Annotated in this window: 18 protein-coding genes and 2 tRNA genes; 1 reads left to right on the forward strand and 19 read right to left on the reverse strand. The window is 40.9% G+C overall.

What is annotated here, in order from left to right:
- Nucleotides 1-89 precede the first annotated feature (89 nt).
- From hemL to hemA, 6 genes are read right to left on the reverse strand one after another with little or no spacing between them, the layout of a single operon-like run.
- Nucleotides 90-1,379, reverse strand: a complete 1,290-nt coding sequence (gene hemL, locus ACFO3D_RS00005) for a glutamate-1-semialdehyde 2,1-aminomutase (RefSeq protein ID WP_390292519.1) — start codon at nucleotides 1,377-1,379, stop codon at nucleotides 90-92.
- 24 nt (nucleotides 1,380-1,403) lie between these two features.
- The gene (gene hemB / locus ACFO3D_RS00010; RefSeq protein WP_390292520.1) at nucleotides 1,404-2,384 is read right to left on the reverse strand and encodes a porphobilinogen synthase; all 981 of its coding nucleotides are present in this window, start codon (nucleotides 2,382-2,384) and stop codon (nucleotides 1,404-1,406) included.
- 6 nt (nucleotides 2,385-2,390) lie between these two features.
- Complete coding sequence (locus tag ACFO3D_RS00015; RefSeq protein WP_390292521.1) at nucleotides 2,391-3,155, reverse strand: uroporphyrinogen-III synthase; 765 nt, start codon at nucleotides 3,153-3,155, stop codon at nucleotides 2,391-2,393.
- Nucleotides 3,155-4,084, reverse strand: a complete 930-nt coding sequence (gene hemC, locus ACFO3D_RS00020; protein ID WP_390292522.1) for a hydroxymethylbilane synthase — start codon at nucleotides 4,082-4,084, stop codon at nucleotides 3,155-3,157. Before hemC ends, ACFO3D_RS00015 begins: the two co-directional genes overlap by 1 nt.
- A gap of 11 nt (nucleotides 4,085-4,095) precedes the next feature.
- Entirely contained in the window at nucleotides 4,096-4,914 is an 819-nt protein-coding gene (locus tag ACFO3D_RS00025; protein WP_390292523.1) for a cytochrome c biogenesis protein, read from the reverse strand.
- An 18-nt stretch (nucleotides 4,915-4,932) separates the two neighbouring features.
- Nucleotides 4,933-6,300, reverse strand: coding sequence for a glutamyl-tRNA reductase (hemA, locus tag ACFO3D_RS00030; RefSeq protein WP_390292524.1), 1,368 nt, complete (start codon nucleotides 6,298-6,300; stop codon nucleotides 4,933-4,935).
- Between the two features lie 213 nt (nucleotides 6,301-6,513).
- Here hemA and ACFO3D_RS00035 point away from each other — a divergent pair, with 213 nt between their 5' ends.
- A complete protein-coding gene (locus tag ACFO3D_RS00035) occupies nucleotides 6,514-6,993 on the forward strand; it encodes a LiaI-LiaF-like domain-containing protein (RefSeq protein ID WP_390292525.1) in 480 nt (159 codons plus the stop codon).
- A 34-nt stretch (nucleotides 6,994-7,027) separates the two neighbouring features.
- Here ACFO3D_RS00035 and ACFO3D_RS00040 read toward each other — a convergent pair whose 3' ends face one another.
- The 13 genes from ACFO3D_RS00040 to rph form a co-directional block, all read right to left on the reverse strand.
- Entirely contained in the window at nucleotides 7,028-7,768 is a 741-nt protein-coding gene (locus ACFO3D_RS00040; protein WP_390292526.1) for an amino acid ABC transporter ATP-binding protein, read from the reverse strand.
- Nucleotides 7,769-7,783: 15 nt separating this feature from the next.
- Complete coding sequence (locus tag ACFO3D_RS00045) at nucleotides 7,784-8,446, reverse strand: amino acid ABC transporter permease (protein WP_390292527.1); 663 nt, start codon at nucleotides 8,444-8,446, stop codon at nucleotides 7,784-7,786.
- A gap of 74 nt (nucleotides 8,447-8,520) precedes the next feature.
- A complete protein-coding gene (locus tag ACFO3D_RS00050; RefSeq protein WP_390292528.1) occupies nucleotides 8,521-9,330 on the reverse strand; it encodes a transporter substrate-binding domain-containing protein in 810 nt (269 codons plus the stop codon).
- Nucleotides 9,331-9,686: 356 nt separating this feature from the next.
- The gene (gene yihA, locus ACFO3D_RS00055; protein ID WP_390292529.1) at nucleotides 9,687-10,271 is read right to left on the reverse strand and encodes a ribosome biogenesis GTP-binding protein YihA/YsxC; all 585 of its coding nucleotides are present in this window, start codon (nucleotides 10,269-10,271) and stop codon (nucleotides 9,687-9,689) included.
- Nucleotides 10,258-12,588, reverse strand: a complete 2,331-nt coding sequence (gene lon / locus ACFO3D_RS00060) for an endopeptidase La (RefSeq protein ID WP_390292530.1) — start codon at nucleotides 12,586-12,588, stop codon at nucleotides 10,258-10,260. Before lon ends, yihA begins: the two co-directional genes overlap by 14 nt.
- A 275-nt stretch (nucleotides 12,589-12,863) precedes the next feature.
- Nucleotides 12,864-14,144, reverse strand: a complete 1,281-nt coding sequence (clpX, locus tag ACFO3D_RS00065; protein ID WP_390292531.1) for an ATP-dependent protease ATP-binding subunit ClpX — start codon at nucleotides 14,142-14,144, stop codon at nucleotides 12,864-12,866.
- 436 nt (nucleotides 14,145-14,580) lie between these two features.
- Nucleotides 14,581-15,867, reverse strand: coding sequence for a trigger factor (gene tig, locus ACFO3D_RS00070; RefSeq protein ID WP_390292532.1), 1,287 nt, complete (start codon nucleotides 15,865-15,867; stop codon nucleotides 14,581-14,583).
- Nucleotides 15,868-16,063: 196 nt separating this feature from the next.
- Complete coding sequence (locus tag ACFO3D_RS00075; protein ID WP_390292533.1) at nucleotides 16,064-17,044, reverse strand: tetratricopeptide repeat protein; 981 nt, start codon at nucleotides 17,042-17,044, stop codon at nucleotides 16,064-16,066.
- Between the two features lie 704 nt (nucleotides 17,045-17,748).
- Nucleotides 17,749-17,822: transfer RNA gene (locus ACFO3D_RS00080), tRNA-Arg, on the reverse strand.
- 12 nt (nucleotides 17,823-17,834) lie between these two features.
- Nucleotides 17,835-17,908: transfer RNA gene (locus ACFO3D_RS00085), tRNA-Gly, on the reverse strand.
- A 280-nt stretch (nucleotides 17,909-18,188) separates the two neighbouring features.
- Entirely contained in the window at nucleotides 18,189-18,716 is a 528-nt protein-coding gene (locus tag ACFO3D_RS00090) for a metallophosphoesterase family protein (protein WP_390292534.1), read from the reverse strand.
- 13 nt (nucleotides 18,717-18,729) lie between these two features.
- Nucleotides 18,730-19,329 carry an XTP/dITP diphosphatase gene (locus ACFO3D_RS00095; RefSeq protein ID WP_390292535.1) on the reverse strand — a complete coding sequence of 200 codons (600 nt, stop codon included), beginning with the start codon at nucleotides 19,327-19,329 and terminating at the stop codon, nucleotides 18,730-18,732.
- Nucleotides 19,330-20,094 (reverse strand): ribonuclease PH, encoded by a 765-nt coding sequence (gene rph, locus ACFO3D_RS00100; protein ID WP_390292536.1) that lies wholly within the window; start codon nucleotides 20,092-20,094, stop codon nucleotides 19,330-19,332.
- Between the last annotated feature and the right edge of the window lie 181 nt (nucleotides 20,095-20,275).

Raw genomic sequence — 20,275 nt, forward strand, 5'->3', positions numbered from 1 at the left:
ACTATATTTGGCCATAAAAACACCCCCGAAAGTTAGATTTTCTACTCTAACTTTCGGGGGTTGGTACCATACCGGGAATGACTTTTAGGTTACTTTTCAATTTTGGAAAATGCTGTCCGGACAGCCTGGATTGTTTTTTCGATGTCTTCCTCTGTATGTGCTGTAGATAGGAAAAGACCCTCAAACTGTGACGGAGGCAAGAAGATGCCTTCCTCCATCATTGCCCGGTAATACTGAGAAAAATAATCCAGATTGGACTGTTGGGCTGATTCATAGTTAATAACGGGTTCATTGGTGAAGAAGAAACCTACCATCGATCCTGCCCGATTAATATGAAGCGGGATATCATAATCAATTGCTGCCTGTTTATAGCCTTCTACCAGCCTATCAACTTTCGCATTTATATCCTCATAAGAGGATGGTTCCAGTGCATTCAGGGTTTCATACCCTGCAGTCATGGCGAGTGGGTTTCCTGAAAGTGTTCCTGCCTGGTAAATTGATCCCGTCGGAGCAACCGACTCCATTATTTCCCGTTTGCCTCCATATGCTCCAACAGGCAAGCCGCCGCCAATTACCTTGCCAAGACATGTCAGGTCAGGGGTTACACCAAAATACCCCTGGGCACAATTATACCCTACACGGAAACCTGTCATTACTTCGTCAAAGATAAGTACGCTGCCATTGTTCTCGGTTATTTTACGAAGATCCTGCAGGAAGTTCTCCTGTGGAGGAACAACACCCATATTGCCAGAAACAGGCTCAACAATTACCGCTGCAATATCTTCTCCATATGTTTCAAATGCATATCGGACACTCTCCACGTCATTATATGGAACAGTGATAGTATTTTGAGCGATTGACTCGGGAACCCCTGGACTATCTGGAAGACCCAGCGTAGCTACTCCGGAGCCAGCTTTTATAAGTAGTGAATCTCCATGGCCGTGGTAATTACCTTCGAATTTTAAAATTTTATCCCGGCCAGTATAACCTCGCGCCAGTCGCAGTGCACTCATGGTCGCTTCCGTGCCAGAATTTACCATCCGTACCATTTCAATCGACGGAACACGGTCAATTACCAGCTGTGCAAGTTTATTTTCCAGCAGTGTTGGGGCACCAAAACTGGTACCTTTTTCAGCAACTTCTTTCAGCTTCTCGACAACTCTGCCATCGGCATGTCCAAGAATCAGCGGTCCCCAGCTCAATACATAGTCTATATACTCATTCTTATCGATATCGACTATTTTGGAACCCTTTCCGCTTTCCATGAAAACCGGTGACATTCCGACAGATTTAAACGCACGTACTGGTGAATTCACACCACCCGGCATCAGGTCTACTGCCTCTTTGTATGCATCTTCCGATTTTTCAAAGCTCCTCAAAATAATCACCTCTACAATTAGTTTTTATTCACTGAGCCATTTTGCAACGTCTTTAGCAAAATAGGAGATAATCAAATCTGCTCCTGCCCTTTTCATGGATGTCAGTTTCTCCAGAACAAGCTCTTTCTCATTGATCCAGCCGTTCTGTGCAGCAGCTTTAACCATTGAATATTCACCACTGACATTATATGCAACAATAGGTACATGGAAGTTATCCCTGACTTCACGGACAATATCAAGATAAGAGAGTGCAGGTTTTACAATCAGAAAATCTGCGCCTTCCTCAATATCTGATTCGGCTTCACGCAAAGCCTCCATCCGGTTTGCAGGATCCATCTGGTATGTTTTACGGTCACCAAATTGTGGTGTGCTGCCCGCAGCATCACGGAACGGACCATAAAAAGCTGAGGAATACTTCACTGCATAAGACATCACAGGAATATTCTGGTATCCAGCTTCATCCAGTGCGTGGCGGATAACAGCCACAAATCCGTCCATCATGTTGGATGGAGCAATTATGTCCGCGCCTGCCTCTGCCTGGGAAACGGCAGTCTTAGCAAGTAATTTAAGCGATTCGTCATTATCCACATCATGATTATTGATAACGCCACAATGACCATGGGAGGTGTATTCGCATAGACAAGTATCCGCAACGACGAGCATTTCCGGTACTTCCTTCTTAATTAGCCGGGTTGCTTCCTGGACAATTCCATTCTCGGTAAAGGCTCCTGTACCTTGTTCATCCTTTTCCGCAGGGACACCAAACAGCATTACTGCCTTAATACCTAAAGAAAGAAGCTCTTGCATCTCTTCTTTTACATAATCCAGTGAAATTTGTGAGACACCGGGCATCGAAGGCACTTCGTTTTTAATTGTTTCCCCTTCTACAATGAAAATCGGATAAATAAAGTCGTCCATCCGCAGATGATTCTCCCGCACCATTGACCGCATTGACGCAGTAGAGCGCAGGCGGCGATGCCGTTTAAACGCAGGCTGATTTGTCATTCCAATCTATCCCTTCTCAATAAAATCACTGATTTCTTTTAGCATTCCATCGATGGTAAAGTCATCAGGTGTAATAATTTTCTCCAATCCCAGTTCAATAGCTCGTTGCTCCGTTGTGGTGCCAATACACACAACAACTGGAGTTTCCCCAGAATGAGGAATAACCATTTGGTGATATGCCTCCACAGCTGAGGGACTGGTAAAAGTTAAAAAATCAATATCATCTTTTTGCAGCAATCGGTTCAAATCCTCTGTGGCTGATTTGTTAAAACTTGTTTCATAAACTTCGATTGTCCTAAAACTGATTCCATGCTCCTTAAACTTGTTGGGCAATACCATACGAGACTTATTCCCTCGCACCAGAAGGACTGGTTCCTTTCTTCCTTTCAGGTCAAGGAACTCCTTTGCCAGTGTTTCCGCGTTGTACACCTCGGGGACCAGGTCAGCTTTATACCCGAATGTTGCCAGGCTTTGTGCCGTTTTTCTACCAGTTACAGCAAACCTGCAATTTTCCAAGTACCTGCTTAAATGATACTTGTCAATAAAACTGAAAAAACATTTAACACCGTTAGAACTTGTAAAAAATATCCATTTAAAAGGTTCTTCACTAGGAAATATTTCCTTGTTACCAGGTATATCACTGCAGGAGATTTTAAGAAGCGGAACACTTACAGGTTCTCCGCCATATTTAGTTACTTTATCGGAAAATTCAAATGCCTGGTCCTCTTCTCGGGTAATAAGGATTTTCTTTCCATTTAAAGCAACAGACATTAGTCGTCAAGCTCCTCTTTCACCTGGTCGACTATTTCTTTTGCCCCCTGACTAATCAGTTTATCAGCTGCCTCTTTTCCTACAGCGGAGGGTTCTGTGCCACGAACTGTCTCTTTCAAAATCGTCTTTCCATCCGGAGAACCAACAAGGGCAGTCAAAATAATTTCATCACCCTCCAAGTATGCGTAACCACCAATCGGAACCTGACATCCTCCTTCAAGCAAGTGCAGGAATGTCCGTTCAGCGGTAACCGTTCTAGTTGTATAATCATCATTTATACGGTTCAGCAACTCTCTCAGTTCGTGGTCATCCTCACGGCATTCTATTGCAAGTGCCCCCTGGCCTACAGCTGGAACACAAACTTCGGGTTCCAGATATTCAGTAATCAGCTCTTCACTCAAGCCAACACGCTTGAGACCAGATACCGCAAGTATAATAGCATCGTAATCCTCTTCATTCAGTTTGCGGATTCGCGTCTCAATATTACCCCTAATCCATTTAATATTAATATCAGGACGCTGTGCAAGAATCTGCGCGGATCGGCGTAAACTGCTTGTACCCACAATAGCCCCTTCCGGGAGATCTTTAAGAGCAACATTACCTTTTGATAAATAGGCATCACGGTGATCTTCTCGTTCTGGAACGGAAGTGATTGTCAGACCTTCCGGCATTTCAGACGGCATATCTTTCATGCTATGTACCGCCAGATCAATTTCTTTATCATACATCGCCTGCTCGATTTCCTTAACGAACAGTCCTTTTCCTCCGACCTTCGAGAGCGTAACGTCGAGAATTTTATCTCCCTTGGTTACAATTTTTTTAACCTCGAACTCATTCTCTATTCCAGCTTTTTTCAGTTGATCAATCACCCAATTCGTCTGGGTGAGTGCGAGATTGCTTTTACGTGAACCGACAATAATTTTCCGCATTTGGCTTCCTCCTAGAAATGAAAATTGGACATCAAACTGAATAAAAAGAAATTTATTAATAAAATAAGGAATGCAGCAGTATTGTAAACTGATATTGCTCTCCCCTGATAACCCTTCAAGATTCGTAACAGCAGGTATATGATGTAGACTACAAGAACAAGAAACGACCCAATTGTCTTTGGATCAAGCCAGTAAAATTCTGCATTTGCCACATACGCCCATACGAGCCCTAAAATTATAGCAATCATCAGTAATGGCAATCCTATAGTCACTGCTCTGAATGAATATAGGTCCAGCTGACTTAAATCACCAAGTCGCCAAACCCACCGCAGGCCTTTTTTCTCTTTCAGAAAATGATACTGGATGAGATACATAATAGAAAATAAAAAAGACACGGTGAAGAATCCATACGAAACAATTGCAAGCGAGATATGCGTTATGAGGATTTCATTCACAAGTTGTATCCCGCGTCCCTGCCACTGCTCCTGAGCTCGTGTAAGAATATAGAGCAAAAGAATAAAAAATCCAAGCAGATTGGTAAAAAACAGGATAAAATGAATCCGGGAAAGCCTGCTGATAATTAAAGAAAAGGTAACGAGTACCCAGGCATAAAAGAAAAGCCCATCATACAGGGTCAGAATTGGAAAACTGCGTTCCACGAATATCTGGTTTAATAAAAAAACGGTTTGAAAAAGCCAAACCATACTAAGTAACCAGAAGGCTATTTTATTCGCCCTCCGGTTATGCTGTATAAAATCAATGAAGTATCCAATCAGACTGAGCCCATAAACAGCAAGAATTATTTCATAAAGCCATTTAACTTCAAACATAATGGATTTCCTTTCATCCTACTGTGTTGACGTGCTGTCCAGCATGGAGAAGGATGCTTTCTCATTTTGTGCTGATTTCATATTATTTTTTTTTGCCTGATTCTTTAATTCACGCTGTACATCTTCTTCAATGCCAAAAATATTGACAAAAAGATTTAGCGCTTCATCCCTGTTATCCGTGGCCGCTAATTCTTTAGCCTGTGTAACCGGATCCTTCAAGAGCTGATTGACAATACTCTTGGTATGCTTATTAAGCACCTTTTTCTCCCGGGCCGTCAAATCCGGCATTTTCCGTTCAATGCTTTTCATTGTTTCAGCCTGAATGGACAATGCTTTCTGGCGAAGCGCAGAAATTACCGGTACCACGCCAAGTGTCTGTAACCATTCCTTAAATGCTACAATTTCAGCTTCCAGCATTATTTCAATTTTCTCGGCAGCTGCCTTTCGTGCTGCAAGATTTTCGTCCACTATATGCTGAAGATCATCAATATCATAAAGGAACACACTATCCAACTCTTCAATTTTAGGGTCCAAGTCACGTGGAACAGCAATATCTACAAGGAATAATGGTCTTCCTTTACGTTTCTTCTGTATGGGCTCAATAACCTCTTTTGTCAGGACTACAGAATCCGATCCAGTTGAGCTAATTAGGATATCGGCATCCTGAATTAAGCTGTGTAGACGGTCAATAGATGCTGATTCCGCCTGGAACTTGTCCGCAAGCGCGACAGCTTTTTCATATGTCCGGTTGATGACTGTTATTTTGGTCGCCCCTGAACCATGAAGGTTTTTAGCTGCAAGTTCTCCCATTTTTCCTGCTCCGAATATGACAACATGTTTCTTATCCAAGTCGCCAAATATCTTCTTAGCAAGTTCAACAGCTGCATAACTAACAGAAACTGCATGTTCACCTATAGCAGTATCCTTATGTGCCCGTTTTGCAAACGTAATAGCTTGTTTGAACAGCTCATTGAACACTGTGCCTGTTGTTTTCATCCGCTGAGCAGTCAGAAAGGCTTGTTTAACCTGTCCAAGTATTTGGGTTTCTCCCAGTATCATGGAATCAAGGCCGGCAGATACCCGAAGGAGATGCTCAATTGCACCATCTGCTTCTGATATTCTTAAATAAGAAGAAAACTCTTCTTTATCAATCCCAAACCAGTCTGACAGAAATTGTTTAATATAATAACGTCCTGTGTGAACCTGATCCACAACCGCATAAACCTCAGTACGGTTACAGGTGGAAACAATCACATTTTCCAATATACTCTTCTGTTCTTTTAGAAGAAGCATTGCCTCATCGGCCTTCTCCTCGGAAAAGGTGAGTTTTTCCCTAATTTCAACAGGGGTTGATTTATAATTAAGACCAACTTTCAATATATGCACATTAACTACCCCCAAAAAAACTTAAAACATAACATTCTTATATCATTATAACATAGGCAATTAATCACATTTTCGACAAATGTGAACAGAAATTGAAACAATATACTTCCGCATACGTATTATTGTATTATAACTCGTATGTACTCTATCATACGCATTAGGAAGACGCAAGATTTTCGTCTATAGAGGCGTTTTGGAAAGAAGGTATACGAAATGAAGACAAGATATTCTCCTTTAGCATACATATTAATTGGTACAGGGATATTTTTTCTATTAAAAGAACTTAAATTACCGATTTTTACTGATTTCTATTCATGGCCAACCTTGTTAATTATTGTTGGAGCTGCGTTGCTCTTTCATGGTTACAAAGCTAAAGACCATCAGCATTTATTCAGCGGTACTGTTATTCTTGGCCTGGGGATTCATTTTCACGGTAAGCAGCATTACATATTTTGGGTTGATAACTGGGCAGTCTATATCCTTATTATTGGAATCGCATATATAATACGTGCTCTAAAAACAAAGAAAGGATACCTAATAGGAATAGTACTTATATCGGTGTCTCTGCTTCTGATATTTTCGGTTGAGCTGCCAGCGCCATTAAATAAGGTTTATCAAGTTACCGCAGTATTGGACACATTTTGGCCAGTGATCCTGATTGTGTTGGGCTTTTATTGGTTAAAGAAGAAATGATCCTTTCTGATTTGGAAAGGATCATTTCTAAACTCTATAAAATGGAGCTCAGGAAAGCCTGTGTGCGCTCTTCCTTTGGATTATCAAAAATTTCTGCAGGCGGGCCTGACTCCACAATTTTTCCATCATGCATATACACGACCCAATCACCGACTTCTTTGGCAAATCCCATTTCGTGAGTGACAACTACCATGGTCATTCCTTCTTTGGCTAGTTCTTTCATAGTTGAAAGAACTTCTCCAACCAGCTCAGGGTCGAGTGCAGAAGTGGGTTCATCAAATAGCATAACATCAGGTTTCATAGCAAGAGCCCTCGCAATAGCCACTCGCTGTTTCTGTCCACCTGACAAGGTTGAAGGGTAAACATCATATTTGTCTCCCAGGCCAACTTTGTCAAGAAGTTCTTTTCCTTCTTTTATTGCCTGACCCTTCGGAATGCCCTTCACCTGTGTGGGTGCTTCAATAACATTTCCGATTACCGTCTTATGCGGAAATAGATTGAAGTGCTGAAATACCATTCCCACCCGTTCACGTACTTTATTCAAATCATGGGTATCTTTTTCAATTTGCTCTCCTTCAATTATAATTTTACCGCTGTTTTTCATCTCCAAAAAGTTAAGACATCGGAGCAATGTACTTTTTCCTGAGCCACTAGCCCCAATCAGAACTACCACATCACTTTCATTAACTTGTAAATCGATGTCTTTAAGAACATGCAGTTTTCCAAACGATTTATTTAGTTTTTCTACACGTATCATTTCTTGTTGTTCACTCATAAAATCCCTCCTCACTTAGTCACTTTTAGCCATGGATTTCTCTAGTTTGTTCACTAGTACAGTAAGAACCAGCACAATAAACAGATAATAAACTGCGACGGTTAAATAGTACGGTAGATAATCGAAGTTATTGGATCCCATTGTACTTGCTACTCCAAACAGTTCCTGCATACCAATGAACGAAACAAGCGAGGAGTCCTTGATTCCGATGATGAACTGGTTACCAAGAGAAGGCACTGCACGGCGAAATGCTTGGGGAAGAATAATTCTCCGCATCGTCAGAGATTTGGTCATACCCAACGTTCTTCCAGCTTCCCTCTGGCCTTTATCAATTGACTGGATAGCACCACGAATGATTTCAGCAATATACGCCCCGCTATGGAAGGCAAGACCTGCTACGCCTGCCCAAAACATTGGGATTAAGAACACCTCAGCTAACCCATAATAGAGAACAAATATTTGTACAATCAGTGGGGTTCCCCGAACAACCCAGATATAGGCGTCAGCAATCCATTCAAATACTTTGATATTGGAAATTTTAAGGATAGCAAAAAATAATCCAATAAAAAAAGCAATTACCAATGAGGCAGCTGATAAAAGAAAGGTTAGCCATAGACCATCAAGAAATACATCAAAGCTGCCGAAAAATACGTCAAAAAAATGCATTATTGAAGACAAAAATTCCAACTCCTTCTTAAGGCAGAAATGTGCGCAGAATATGCGCACATTTGCATTTTATTATTCAGCTGTGATTATTCACTTACATTTTCAGGTTCTTTTGTAATATCTGCACCAACATATTCTTTTGCAAGCTCTGCTAGTTTACCGCTTTCCTTTAGTTCTTGTAATGCTTTGTTTATGTCCTCGAGAAGCTTATCGTTGTCTTTAGGAACTGCGATAGCCTGCTTACTTACCCCAAGCTGCTCAACCGCTACAATCTCAAGTCCATCTTCAATTGCTGTACTACCTGTAACTGCATCGGTGATAACTGCGTCGTGATGGCCTTTTGCAAGTGACTGGAGGGCAACAACGTCACTATCCACTTGTGGGATATTGTCGGTATACTTTTTTGCCATATCTACGTATGTTGAACCTCTGGATACAGAGATCTCTTTACCTTTCAAGTCTTCAGGACCCTCAATGTCACTGTCAGGACGTGTATAAATTACCGGACCGGAATAGTAATAGGGCTCAGAGAAATCAACCTGCTTTAGGCGTTTATCAGTAATTGTATGACTTGCCACGGCAACATCATATCTTCCCTGTTTAACACCAGTAACAATACCGGAAAATTTCGCTTTGTTTGCTACTGCCTCAAGCCCTAGCTTTTCAGCTACTGCATTTGCTACAGCGACATCATATCCGTCCATTTCTCCGCCTTCCATATAACTGAAAGGTCTGAATTCTCCAGAGGATGCGAAGTTCAGTTTACCTTCTTCTATAAGATTATACCCGTTGCTGTCGCCGGAGGAAGCCTCCCCTTCCGCGTCTCCCTGACCGCCGCATGCAGCCAGAACGAACAGCATTAGAGTCATAAAAATTCCAATTTTCAGTTTTCTCATTAAGTCTGACATCCTCTCATTCTTTATTTTTTATTATTTCTAACTAACCCCTTCGCAGCACAATTGCTGCGCACCCATACACTAAATTATAGCAATACCAAATAATTTAGACTAATCGGAAAGAAAGCCATATATTCTTTAATACACACATTTTTATCAGTCAGTGGATAATAACTCATTTACGCGTAAATATACAGTACTATACTTTAAAATGCTCGTACATTCGTAAAATTTTCTGAAAACGAACAAGTAAAAAGGTGTCAAACGCATCTTTTCGAAAGCATCTACAGTGACTTCTTATATAGTAAATCAGACAACGAAAAAACCGCACCTCCAAATAGATGCGGTAGATACTATTAGCCTATAAAACTTCTTATTGCTCCCCATGCTTCATCTTTACCTTCTCCAGTATCAGCTGAAAAGGGAATAAGCAGATCGTCTTTTTCCATTTCAAGCGTCTGCTTCGTCCGTTTAATATGGGCAGGGCGCTTTCCTTTGGGGATTTTATCGAGCTTGGTTGCTATGACAATAACAGGATGTTCATAATACTTCAGAAAATCATACATCTGGATATCATCCCGTGTTGGTTCATGACGGATATCGGTGATCAAAATAACGGCTTTTAACGTGCCCCGTGTTTCGAAATACTCCTCCATCATGGCTCCCCACTTTTCACGTTCCTTTTTGGATACTTTAGCATAGCCATATCCGGGAACATCCACAAAATAGAACGCTTCGTTGATTTTATAAAAGTTAAGTGTCTGTGTTTTTCCTGGTTTAGAAGAAGTGCGGGCCAGATTCTTACGGTTAATAAGCTTATTTATAAATGATGACTTACCAACATTTGAACGACCAGCTAACGCAACTTCAGGAAGCTGGTCGTTCGGGTATTGTTTTTGGCTTACAGCGCTGATTACGATTTCGGCATCAGTTACTTTCATTGTTTTCCTCCACTAGTGCATGCTTTAATACCTGGTCAAGGTGGCTTACCGGTATAAAATCGAGTTCATTCCGGACACTTTCAGGTATATCCTCGATATCTTTTTCATTTTCTTCAGGGATAATAATGGTTGATAATCCAGCCCTGTGCGCACTGAGTGACTTTTCTTTCAAACCGCCTATGGGCAGCACACGGCCTCGCAGCGTTATTTCCCCGGTCATCCCTACTTCCTTTTTAACAGCCCGCCCAGTTAAAGCAGATACTAGAGCCGTTGCCATTGTTATACCCGCAGAAGGTCCATCTTTTGGCGTAGCACCTTCGGGAACATGAATATGGATATCATATGTTTCATGAAAGTCAGAATCAATGTGGAGCTCCTTCGCACGGGAACGGATATAACTGAACGCAGCCTGGGCTGATTCCTGCATAACATCTCCCAGTTTCCCTGTAAGCGTTAGTTTTCCCTTACCTGGATAGTGGGAAACTTCAATGGAAAGGGTATCTCCACCTGCTGCCGTATAAGCTAGGCCTGTGGCGGTTCCAACCTGGTTCTCCTGTTCAGCCTGACCATACCTGTAAATTGTTTTGCCAAGTAGATCTTCCAAACTGTTCTCTGTAACAACTACACGTTTCTTCTCTTTTGAAATAATTATTTTTGCCGCTTTTCGGCAGAGAGTGGCAATCTGTCGTTCCAGGTTACGTACCCCGGCCTCTCGCGTATATGTCCGGATCAATTTTAGGAATGCATCATCCCGGACCTGCAGATTGCCTTTTGTAAGGCCATTTTCTTTAAGTTGTTTAGGGAACAGATGCTCTTTGGCAATATGAAGTTTTTCAACCTCCGTATAACCTGCAATTGAAATAAGTTCCATGCGGTCAAGCAGAGGGCCAGGAATATTGTTAACATAATTGGCAGTGGCAATAAACAATACATTAGAAAGGTCGTACGTTTCTTCAATGAAATGATCGCTAAAGTTACTGTTTTGTTCCGGATCGAGTACTTCCAGCATTGCAGAAGAAGGATCGCCGCGAAAATCACTGGCCATCTTGTCGATTTCATCCAGCAAGAAGACAGGATTAACGGTTTGAGCCTTTTTCATACCCTGTATGATCCGTCCTGGCATTGCTCCAATGTAAGTCCGGCGGTGTCCGCGTATTTCCGCTTCATCACGAACCCCTCCAAGTGAAATCCGAACAAAATTCCGGTTAATCGAACGCGCTATAGATTTTGCCAGGGAAGTCTTCCCGACCCCAGGAGGTCCTACTAGACATAGGATGGGACCCTTTATTGATTTGGTCAGTTTTTGAACAGCAAGGTATTCCAGTATCCGTTCTTTTACCTTTTCAAGCCCATAATGATCCTCATCAAGAATTTTTTGGGCATGTTTAATTTCAATGGTATCCTGAGTTTTTTCAGTCCATGGCAATGCCAGGAGCCATTCGATATAGTTACGTATTACCGAACTTTCAGCCGAGCTTTGGGGAACTTTCTCATAGCGGTCAAGTTCTTTCATTGCAACCTCCATAATGTTCTCCGGCATATCGGAGTCCTCGACCTTTTCTCTTAATTGCTCTACTTCCCCGGATTTACCATCTTTTTCGCCCAGCTCCTTCTGTATTGCTTTTAATTGTTCGCGAAGGTAATATTCTTTCTGGGTCTTTTCCATGGAACTTTTTACTCGTTGCCCTATTTTCTTTTCCAAATCAAGCACTTTTTTCTCATTGGAAATAAACTTTATCAACTGCTGAAGGCGGCTTTTAATATTTTCTGTTTCTAATAATTCTTGCTTATCCTTAAGTTTCAAGGAAAGATGGGAAGTTACAATATCAGCAAGCCGGCCAGGCTCATCTATATCTGATACTGTTTCGAGGGTTTCCCTGGTTATTTTCTGGGAAACCTTTATATATTGTTCGAACTGCCCAAGTAAAGAACGCATGAGTGCTTCTTCTTCATTTTTATCACCATGAACTTCTTCAAGTTCCTTTATTTCAACTGAAAATTCATTATCTTCATCAACAAAACGGACTATCTCTCCACGGTGAACTCCTTCCACAAGAACTCTGTGCGTGCCGTTTGGAAGCTTTAGCATCTGCTTTACCTTTGCCAGGGTGCCTATTCGATATATATCTTGTGGTTTGGGTTCATCCAGGCTGACCTTTTTCTGTGCTGCTAGAAATATGGTCTGATCGCCCATCATCGCTTTTTCTAAGGCGGCTACTGACTTATCTCGACCGACATCCAAATGTAAAACCATCGATGGGAAGACAAGCAATCCGCGAAGTGGGAGGAGGGGAATCTGAATAGTTTCATTAGTCATAGTATGTACCTCCGTAGATAACTGGAATTTTTATGTATTTCTTACGTATTGGTTAAAGTCTATAGAAAACTTACCCATTTGTAAACGAATATATTCTTCATTTCCCGGCTGTAAATAGTATAACCTGTTGTTGATTTACTAAACAAAAAGAGGACCGGACTATAAGAAACAATAAGAAAGAGACTGGCCGATGACATCGCTGTCAACCCCTGTTACATAATGAATCGGGATGACAATGAGCCTGGTCAGTCTCAAAATAATTTTACTTGATTTGCTTAAGCACTTTCTTTAGGAAGTTTTACGTCCCCTTCTTTTACTGTGCCATCCGTGAAGACTAGCTTAGGACTACCGTTTTCCTGCGCTACAGTATCTTTTGTAATAATACATTTCTCAATATCATCGCGTGAAGGAAGTTCAAACATAACATCAAGCATAATACCCTCAATTATGGAGCGAAGTCCACGGGCACCTGTTTTACGTTCAATGGCCTTTTTGGAAATCTCCACAAGAGCCTCTTCTTCAAATTCCAGTTCAACGTTATCCATCTGGAATAACTTAACATACTGTTTAACCAGTGCATTCTTAGGCTTAGTCAAAATTTGTACAAGCGCATCTTCATCAAGTGGTTCTAGACTTCCAATTACGGGAATACGGCCGATAAATTCAGGAATAAGGCCATATCGAAGTAAGTCTTCCGGAAGAACTTTTTGCAGAAGTTCACCTGTGCTAAGATCCTGCTGTTCTTCCTGGGATCCAAAACCGATTACTTTGCTGCCCAGACGGCGCTTGATAATCTGATCGATTCCATCAAATGCTCCACCTACAATGAACAAAACATTAGTCGTGTCAATTTGGATAAATTCCTGATGTGGATGCTTACGACCACCTTGAGGCGGTACACTTGCAACAGTTCCTTCCAAAATTTTCAGCAGGGCCTGCTGTACGCCTTCACCTGAAACATCCCTCGTGATGGAAGGATTTTCTGATTTGCGTGCCACTTTATCAATTTCATCAATGTAGATGATACCTTTTTCAGCTTTTTCTACATCATAATCCGCTGCCTGAATTAGTTTTAGGAGAATGTTTTCCACGTCTTCCCCAACATAACCCGCTTCGGTAAGTGATGTCGCATCTGCCATTGCAAATGGTACATTCAGAATTCTTGCAAGCGTTTGTGCCAGTAATGTTTTACCGCTACCAGTCGGCCCAATCATAGCAATATTGCTTTTCGCAAGCTCCACGTCGTCGGTAGTGCTTTTCGGTGAATTAATACGCTTATAATGATTATATACAGCCACGGATAAATTCTTTTTCGATTGATCCTGACCGATAACATAATCATCCAGAATCTCACAAATTTCTTTGGGTTTAGGTATTTCCTTAAACTCGGTCTCTTCTTCTGTACCGAGTTCCTCCTCAACAATCTCTGTACATAGCTCAATACATTCATCACATATATAAACACCTGGTCCTGCTACAAGTTTACGGACCTGATCTTGACCTTTGCCACAAAAAGAGCATTTCAATTGTCCTTTTTCGTCGTTAAATTTAAACATTTTATTTCACTCCTAAAGTTTAAATCTGCCTTTTAAACTCTTCTAAAATTCAACTTTCCATGTCATCATATCAAATCAAAATTTGAAAACAAAATAATATCTATTATTGGGTTGTCATTTAATTATGGGGGATTTTATGGAAAAGTCAACTCATAACTTCTGAGTTTATAACCCTTGAAAATAACAATCCCTCAACATAACGTATGTTAAAAGTGGACAAACCATAACACATTTTATAGTTATTTCTGAAAATAACAAATCCATTTTCTTGAAGAAAATATAGCCATTATGGTTTTAGCTAACTAGACATTCAACCTGTATATAAACAAAGATTGAAGCTTTACTTATATTAGCGTCTAACGAAATTTTCAAATACTGATAGTGTAAAATAAGGTGCGAATTTCTTCGCACCTTATCATCTATATTTAACTTTAGTTTATGCGGTTTTACTGTTTTCAACCAAAAAGTCAATTGCTTTTCTAAACTTAAGGTCTTCTTTCAGTGCATCTGTATTTCCGCCAAGCATTTGTTTAAGCTGCTCAACTTCTGTCCCATACATCGATGCCATCTTATTAAGTTCTGCATCGACATCTTCGTCTGCAACTTCCAGATTCTCCTCATTGAAAATTGCTTCAAGCGTCAAATTGGTCTTAACACGTTTTTGAGCATCGTCCTTCATCTGCTCTTTAAGTGCGTTCTCATCTTGACCGGAGAATTGGAAATACATTTCCATGGTCATACCCTGCATTTGAAGACGCTGTTCAAATTCCTGAAGCATGCGATCCAGCTCTGTATTCACCATAGCCTCCGGAACATCTACTTCTGCATTGTCTGATGCCTTTTCAATTAAAGTTTCGCGCTTCTGGTTTTCAGCATCCTGTTTACGCTGCTCTTCCAGTTCGCCCTTTTTCTTAGTCTTAAGTTCATCAAGAGTTTCCACTTCTTCGTCCACATCTTTAGCGAACTCATCATCAAGTTCTGGAAGCTCTTTTGTCTTGATATCATGAATTTTAACTTTGAATGTTGCTTCCTTACCAGCCAAATGTTCCGCATGGTAATCTTCAGGGAAAGTTACCGCAATCTCGGTTTCTTCACCTGATTCTTTTCCGACTAATTTCTCTTCAAAACCTGGGATAAACTGACCGGAACCAATTTCAAGTGAATGGTCTTCACCTTTACCGCCTTCGAATGCTTCACCATCGATAAATCCTTCAAAGTCCATTACAACAGTGTCGCCTTCCTCAATTTTTCCTTCTTCTTTAATAACCAGTTCAGCCTGCTGCTGACGAAGAGATTCTAGTTCTTGGTCAACATCTTCATCGGTAACCTCTACTGATTGCTCTTCAACTTCCAACCCTTTATATTCACCGAGTTTAACTTCCGGTTTCACAGTTACTTTAGCAGTGAAAACAAGATCTTTACCTTGTTCTATCTCTTCAATATCCACTTCCGGCTGTTCAACAGGCTCAATTCCTGTTTCTTCAACTGCTTTAACATATGCGTCTGGAAGTACAATATCAACCGCATCCTGATAAAGAGATTCTACTCCAAAACGGTTTTCAAAGATTTTACGCGGAACTTTTCCTTTACGGAATCCTGGTATTTGAACATCCTTAACTACCTTTTTAAATGCTTGATCCAGGGCACGGTCAAATTCTTCCGAGCTTACATTTATCGTAAGTACCCCTTCATTTCCTTCTTGCTTTTCCCATTTTGCTGTCATCTAAATTCCCTCCAAAAATCTATTATTCCTTTACCAATAGTTTAACGTACAGAAAACAGCCTCATCCTGCGAAAACGCAGACCTGATGCTATCCAATTACGTTCATTAATGTAAAAGTTATATATAAGTATCAAATTTACAACCATCTCATTATAACATACTTGCTAGTCCTTTCAAGCGTTAGAGTACTGTTTCATCAAGCTTCAATTATGGAAAGATAGAGCGTTTCACACATCTTTATTTCATCCATAATTGTACGGACCGTTTCATTCGGATGATCGGAGTCATCTGTATGTATATCCAGATATTCTTTCCCAATCGCAGTTAATGCCTTAGCTATATCACTTATGTCTTCTTCCTGAGGCATGATTGGATATCTTACATATATGTATCGGTATAAGAGTTCTTCCACTAATTTAAATAGAGTAGGATTTTCCTGTTCTAGCTCATTAATAAGCATAAGGGTTTGTTTAACGATCGAATGCGAATGAATTTCCGCTATATCAACTGGTGAAACCGTGATTTTGCAATTAAGCTTTTCAACAGTAACCTCGTCGGAAACATTCTTATTCTGGAACCATTCAAATATGGCCGTCTTAGTTACAGGATGGACACTTGCTTCAGTCAAAAGAGTTTTTACAGACACAGTTGGACTAGCCTTAGCCTTTTTCATTTGCTGAACCAACTGCCATTGACGGACATGGTTTTCTTCTTTGACCGCCTTTTGGAGTTCTTCTATGTATTCAAAGGATTTTTCATTTTGAATTTCATGCTGCATATTCTTACTCATATCATACAACTGTTTGAACTGTTCATTAATTGCATCCGGAACAGCTTTTGTGGCGAATTCGTATTCGACTTGTTCCATCAGAAGTTCATACTGGCTAGTTTGGAATAAAATGGTTAGATATATATGTACATAATGATAATAATTTTCGTCCTTATGTTTTAAAAGCTCTTCACATAACTCCTGTGCTTCTTCGTATCTATCCAGCTCCATGAGACATATTAACTTACCGATAACAATCTCATGATTGTTAATATGATAACTTAAAAGCTGTTCAAGCTTTGTTAGTGCTTCTCCATAACGCTTTTCCTTTAGTGCAAGCAGGCTCTCTTCTTCAAGCTTCGTCCGCCACTTTGGGAAAAGAATTACATTTTCCTTCACAGTATTCATTTATTCGCTCCTTTCTGTACTTAATTATATACTTCCCATAATAAATATACATACCCTATTCAGGAAGAATTAAACCTTAAATTAATGAAAGCTATTTTATAAAAGATGGTTGTTTCTGCCACAAAATCTATAAAATGCGACGTAACATCGAAGCTTCGCTCCGGCAATACACTACGCTTTCACCACTCCGGGTGCAAGTCCAACATCTGTTCAAGCTAAAGCTTTCACAGTGTTTCCTTTGCCGTTGGACTCACCACGAGCCTCCTCACTCGCCAAGAACGCTCGGTGCGGGGTCTCTTAGGCTCGTTGTTCCACAGGAGTCTCCGTGTATTGCCTGCACTCTATAGCATTATAATATCGATTATGAATGGCCCTTCGATGTAACCCTGAGCTTCTAAGTTTCAATTAGAAGCTATCACTAAGCTGCGGAAAAATGCGAGACTCCAGTGGGAAAAGCAACAGTCTGAAGACCCCGCAGTGAGCGAACTTTGCTCACGAGGAGGCTGAAGCGTTGCCCACGGAAAGGGAGCTTTTTTCCGCAGCGCCGGTTAAACGCTTGGCATTAGCCTAATGTTAGGATGCATATCCCAAATTCAGTACATTGCATTTTATATCAACAATGAGACTAAAGAGCAACTAACTTTAGAAAAGCTCCTTTAAAGAAAGAGAAACCTACTATTTTCACAGTAGGTTTCTCTTGTGGACGTCCCAGGCAGGATTCGAACCTGCGACCCACAGCTTAGAAGGCTGTTGCTCTATCCAGCTGAGCTACTGGGACATAAGGTATGTATGGAGCGGGTGATGGGAATCGAACCCACATCATCAGCTTGGAAGGCTGAGGTTTTGCCACTAAACTACACCCGCATTTTTAATATTTCATTTTCAATGTGTTGTACACACAAAACATGCCTCTGCATCTACAAGCATATTCAAAGATGTACCATCTTCGAGGCAACTCGCAGATTATTCGGTGGATGCTTTGCTCGTGGCTGAGGTTTTGCCACTAAACTACACCCGCATGATTATCCGCAAGTTTTTTAACGGACAAGAATCATTATATGCACTAAGAAAAAATTTGTCAATACAAAAAAGGAAAACTCGGCTATTACCAACTATAAAGTAATAGCCAATCCGTTTTTCCTGGTTAATCAGCCGATTCCTCAGACAAAGAAGTTTCCAGCGAAAGCTCAGTCAATTGTTTACCTTCTACTGTATAAAAATCCACCTTTACAGATGCTGGTTTATCCCATTCCATCAATGCATACGTTTTTTCTTTCCTTACCTTAGGCAGTTGAATACTCCCTGGATTGATAAATAGCTGACCGTGTGATTTTTCAGCACCTGCAATGTGTGTATGTCCGAAACAAATGACCTTAGCGTTTTCCTCTTCTGCACGGTAGACTATGGAGGACATATTAAATTTTACGTTATGGAGGTGTCCATGTGTGATAAAGAAACGTATACCATCAATCAAATTGGTCTGCTCCTGAGGGTATCTGGTATCGATATCACAGTTACCCCCAACCTTGATAAACCCTTCCATTTCAGGAGCATCCATATCCAGTTCAGAGTCCCCGCAATGTATCATATATTTTACCGAATGTCGCTTTTTAATCTCGTTAAGTTCTTCTGTTAACCCATGACTGTCACTGATAATCAGCACTTTTGGCATCGTAACACCTCCATTAACGGTTGAATTCCTTAATCCAATTTTCCATCTGGGCAATAGCATTACTACGATGGCTGATTTCATTTTTCTTCTCGGGAGTAAGCTCGGCCATTGTCTGTGCGAAGCTGGCTGGGATAAATATTGGATCATAGCCGAAACCGTGATCCCCCTTTGGTTCGCGTGCAATTTTCCCCTCACAATAGCCCTTCTTATATATGGTAGATTCACCTGGTATTGCGATAGCTAGTACACAAACAAAACGGGCGGTACGTTCGTTATCAGGAGTATCATTCAACTCACTCAGAACTTTTTCGAGGTTTGCCTGGTCATCTTTTGATTCGCCAGCATATCTCGCCGAAAAGATCCCCGGTCTCCCGTCAAGTGCATCCACCATAAGACCAGAATCATCGGCAAGTACGGGCAGATTAAATTTGGTTGCTATTCCTTCAGCTTTTAATGCCGCATTTTCTTCAAAAGTTGAACCTGTTTCCTCAATATCTTCAACTTCCTCTTGGAGATCAAGCAATGATACTGCTTTTATATTGTACTTGGCAAAAAACTCCCTGAATTCTTTTGCCTTGCCAGGGTTTTTGGTAGCAATAATTATATCCTTCATTTATGCATCTTCCTTATTCTTTACTGTCTCACCGATCCTGCCAGCAAGTTCCCCAAGTGTTTCTCGTTGTATTCTGTTAATTTCTTTCATTCCTTCATCAGCAAGCCTCAATAGTGATTGAAGCTGACTATAGGAGAATGTCGCTTCCTCGCCGGTACCTTGAATTTCAACAAACTCACCGGAACCTGTCATAACAACATTCATATCAACATGGGCTTGCGAATCTTCATAATAGTTAAGATCCAAAACCTCTGTACCTTCCGGCAAAACTCCTACAGATGTCGCAGCCAAAAAATCTGTAACAGGCATTTTATTAATTGCTTTATTATTCAGCAATTTGCCAAAAGCAAGCACAACTGCCACAAATGCACCAGTTATCGAAGCTGTTCTAGTTCCTCCGTCTGCCTGAATGACATCACAATCTACCCAAACCGTTCGCTCTCCTATATTATTCAGGTCCACAACCGAACGTAATGCACGGCCAATCAATCGTTGTATTTCCATTGTTCTTCCACTTATTTTTCCTTTGGAGGATTCCCGAATGTTACGTTGATCCGTGGCACGGGGCAGCATGGCATACTCAGCGGTAATCCAACCTTTACCCTGCCCACGCATAAACGGTGGCACCCTGTCTTCTACACTTGCATTACAGATTACTTTAGTATCTCCCACCTGAATTAAAACCGAGCCTTCAGGATGTTTTACAAAATTGGGAGTAATAGTTATTGGTCGCAAATCATTATTATTCCGCTGGTCATTTCTCACGTGAATGCATTCCTCCTTGTATTCGCCTGCGCTAGAAATATCCTAACATATTTCCAGGGAAGAAAACATGAAAATACTTTTCCAGGTGGCAGTGTTTCCGACTTTCAAAATTAGCCCTGAACCTTCGGAGTAAACCCTGCATTTTTGGCAAAAGAAAAAGGCTGAAATTCAGCCTTCAGCC

This window comes from Virgibacillus kekensis (genome assembly GCF_042654125.1).
Lineage (GTDB): Bacteria > Bacillota > Bacilli > Bacillales > Amphibacillaceae > Lentibacillus > Lentibacillus kekensis.

Coding starts and splice junctions, on each gene's coding strand:
- ACFO3D_RS00095 (WP_390292535.1), bottom strand. CDS start 19,329: ATGAAGGATATAATTATTGCTACCAAAAACCCTGGCAAGGCAAAAGAA.
- lon (WP_390292530.1), bottom strand. CDS start 12,588: ATGACTAATGAAACTATTCAGATTCCCCTCCTCCCACTTCGCGGATTG.
- ACFO3D_RS00090 (WP_390292534.1), bottom strand. CDS start 18,716: ATGCCAAAAGTGCTGATTATCAGTGACAGTCATGGGTTAACAGAAGAA.
- clpX (WP_390292531.1), bottom strand. CDS start 14,144: ATGTTTAAATTTAACGACGAAAAAGGACAATTGAAATGCTCTTTTTGT.
- hemB (WP_390292520.1), bottom strand. CDS start 2,384: ATGACAAATCAGCCTGCGTTTAAACGGCATCGCCGCCTGCGCTCTACT.
- ACFO3D_RS00025 (WP_390292523.1), bottom strand. CDS start 4,914: ATGTTTGAAGTTAAATGGCTTTATGAAATAATTCTTGCTGTTTATGGG.
- yihA (WP_390292529.1), bottom strand. CDS start 10,271: ATGAAAGTAACTGATGCCGAAATCGTAATCAGCGCTGTAAGCCAAAAA.
- ACFO3D_RS00015 (WP_390292521.1), bottom strand. CDS start 3,155: ATGTCTGTTGCTTTAAATGGAAAGAAAATCCTTATTACCCGAGAAGAG.
- ACFO3D_RS00040 (WP_390292526.1), bottom strand. CDS start 7,768: ATGAGTGAACAACAAGAAATGATACGTGTAGAAAAACTAAATAAATCG.
- ACFO3D_RS00035 (WP_390292525.1), top strand. CDS start 6,514: ATGAAGACAAGATATTCTCCTTTAGCATACATATTAATTGGTACAGGG.
- tig (WP_390292532.1), bottom strand. CDS start 15,867: ATGACAGCAAAATGGGAAAAGCAAGAAGGAAATGAAGGGGTACTTACG.
- hemC (WP_390292522.1), bottom strand. CDS start 4,084: ATGCGGAAAATTATTGTCGGTTCACGTAAAAGCAATCTCGCACTCACC.
- ACFO3D_RS00075 (WP_390292533.1), bottom strand. CDS start 17,044: ATGAATACTGTGAAGGAAAATGTAATTCTTTTCCCAAAGTGGCGGACG.
- ACFO3D_RS00050 (WP_390292528.1), bottom strand. CDS start 9,330: ATGAGAAAACTGAAAATTGGAATTTTTATGACTCTAATGCTGTTCGTT.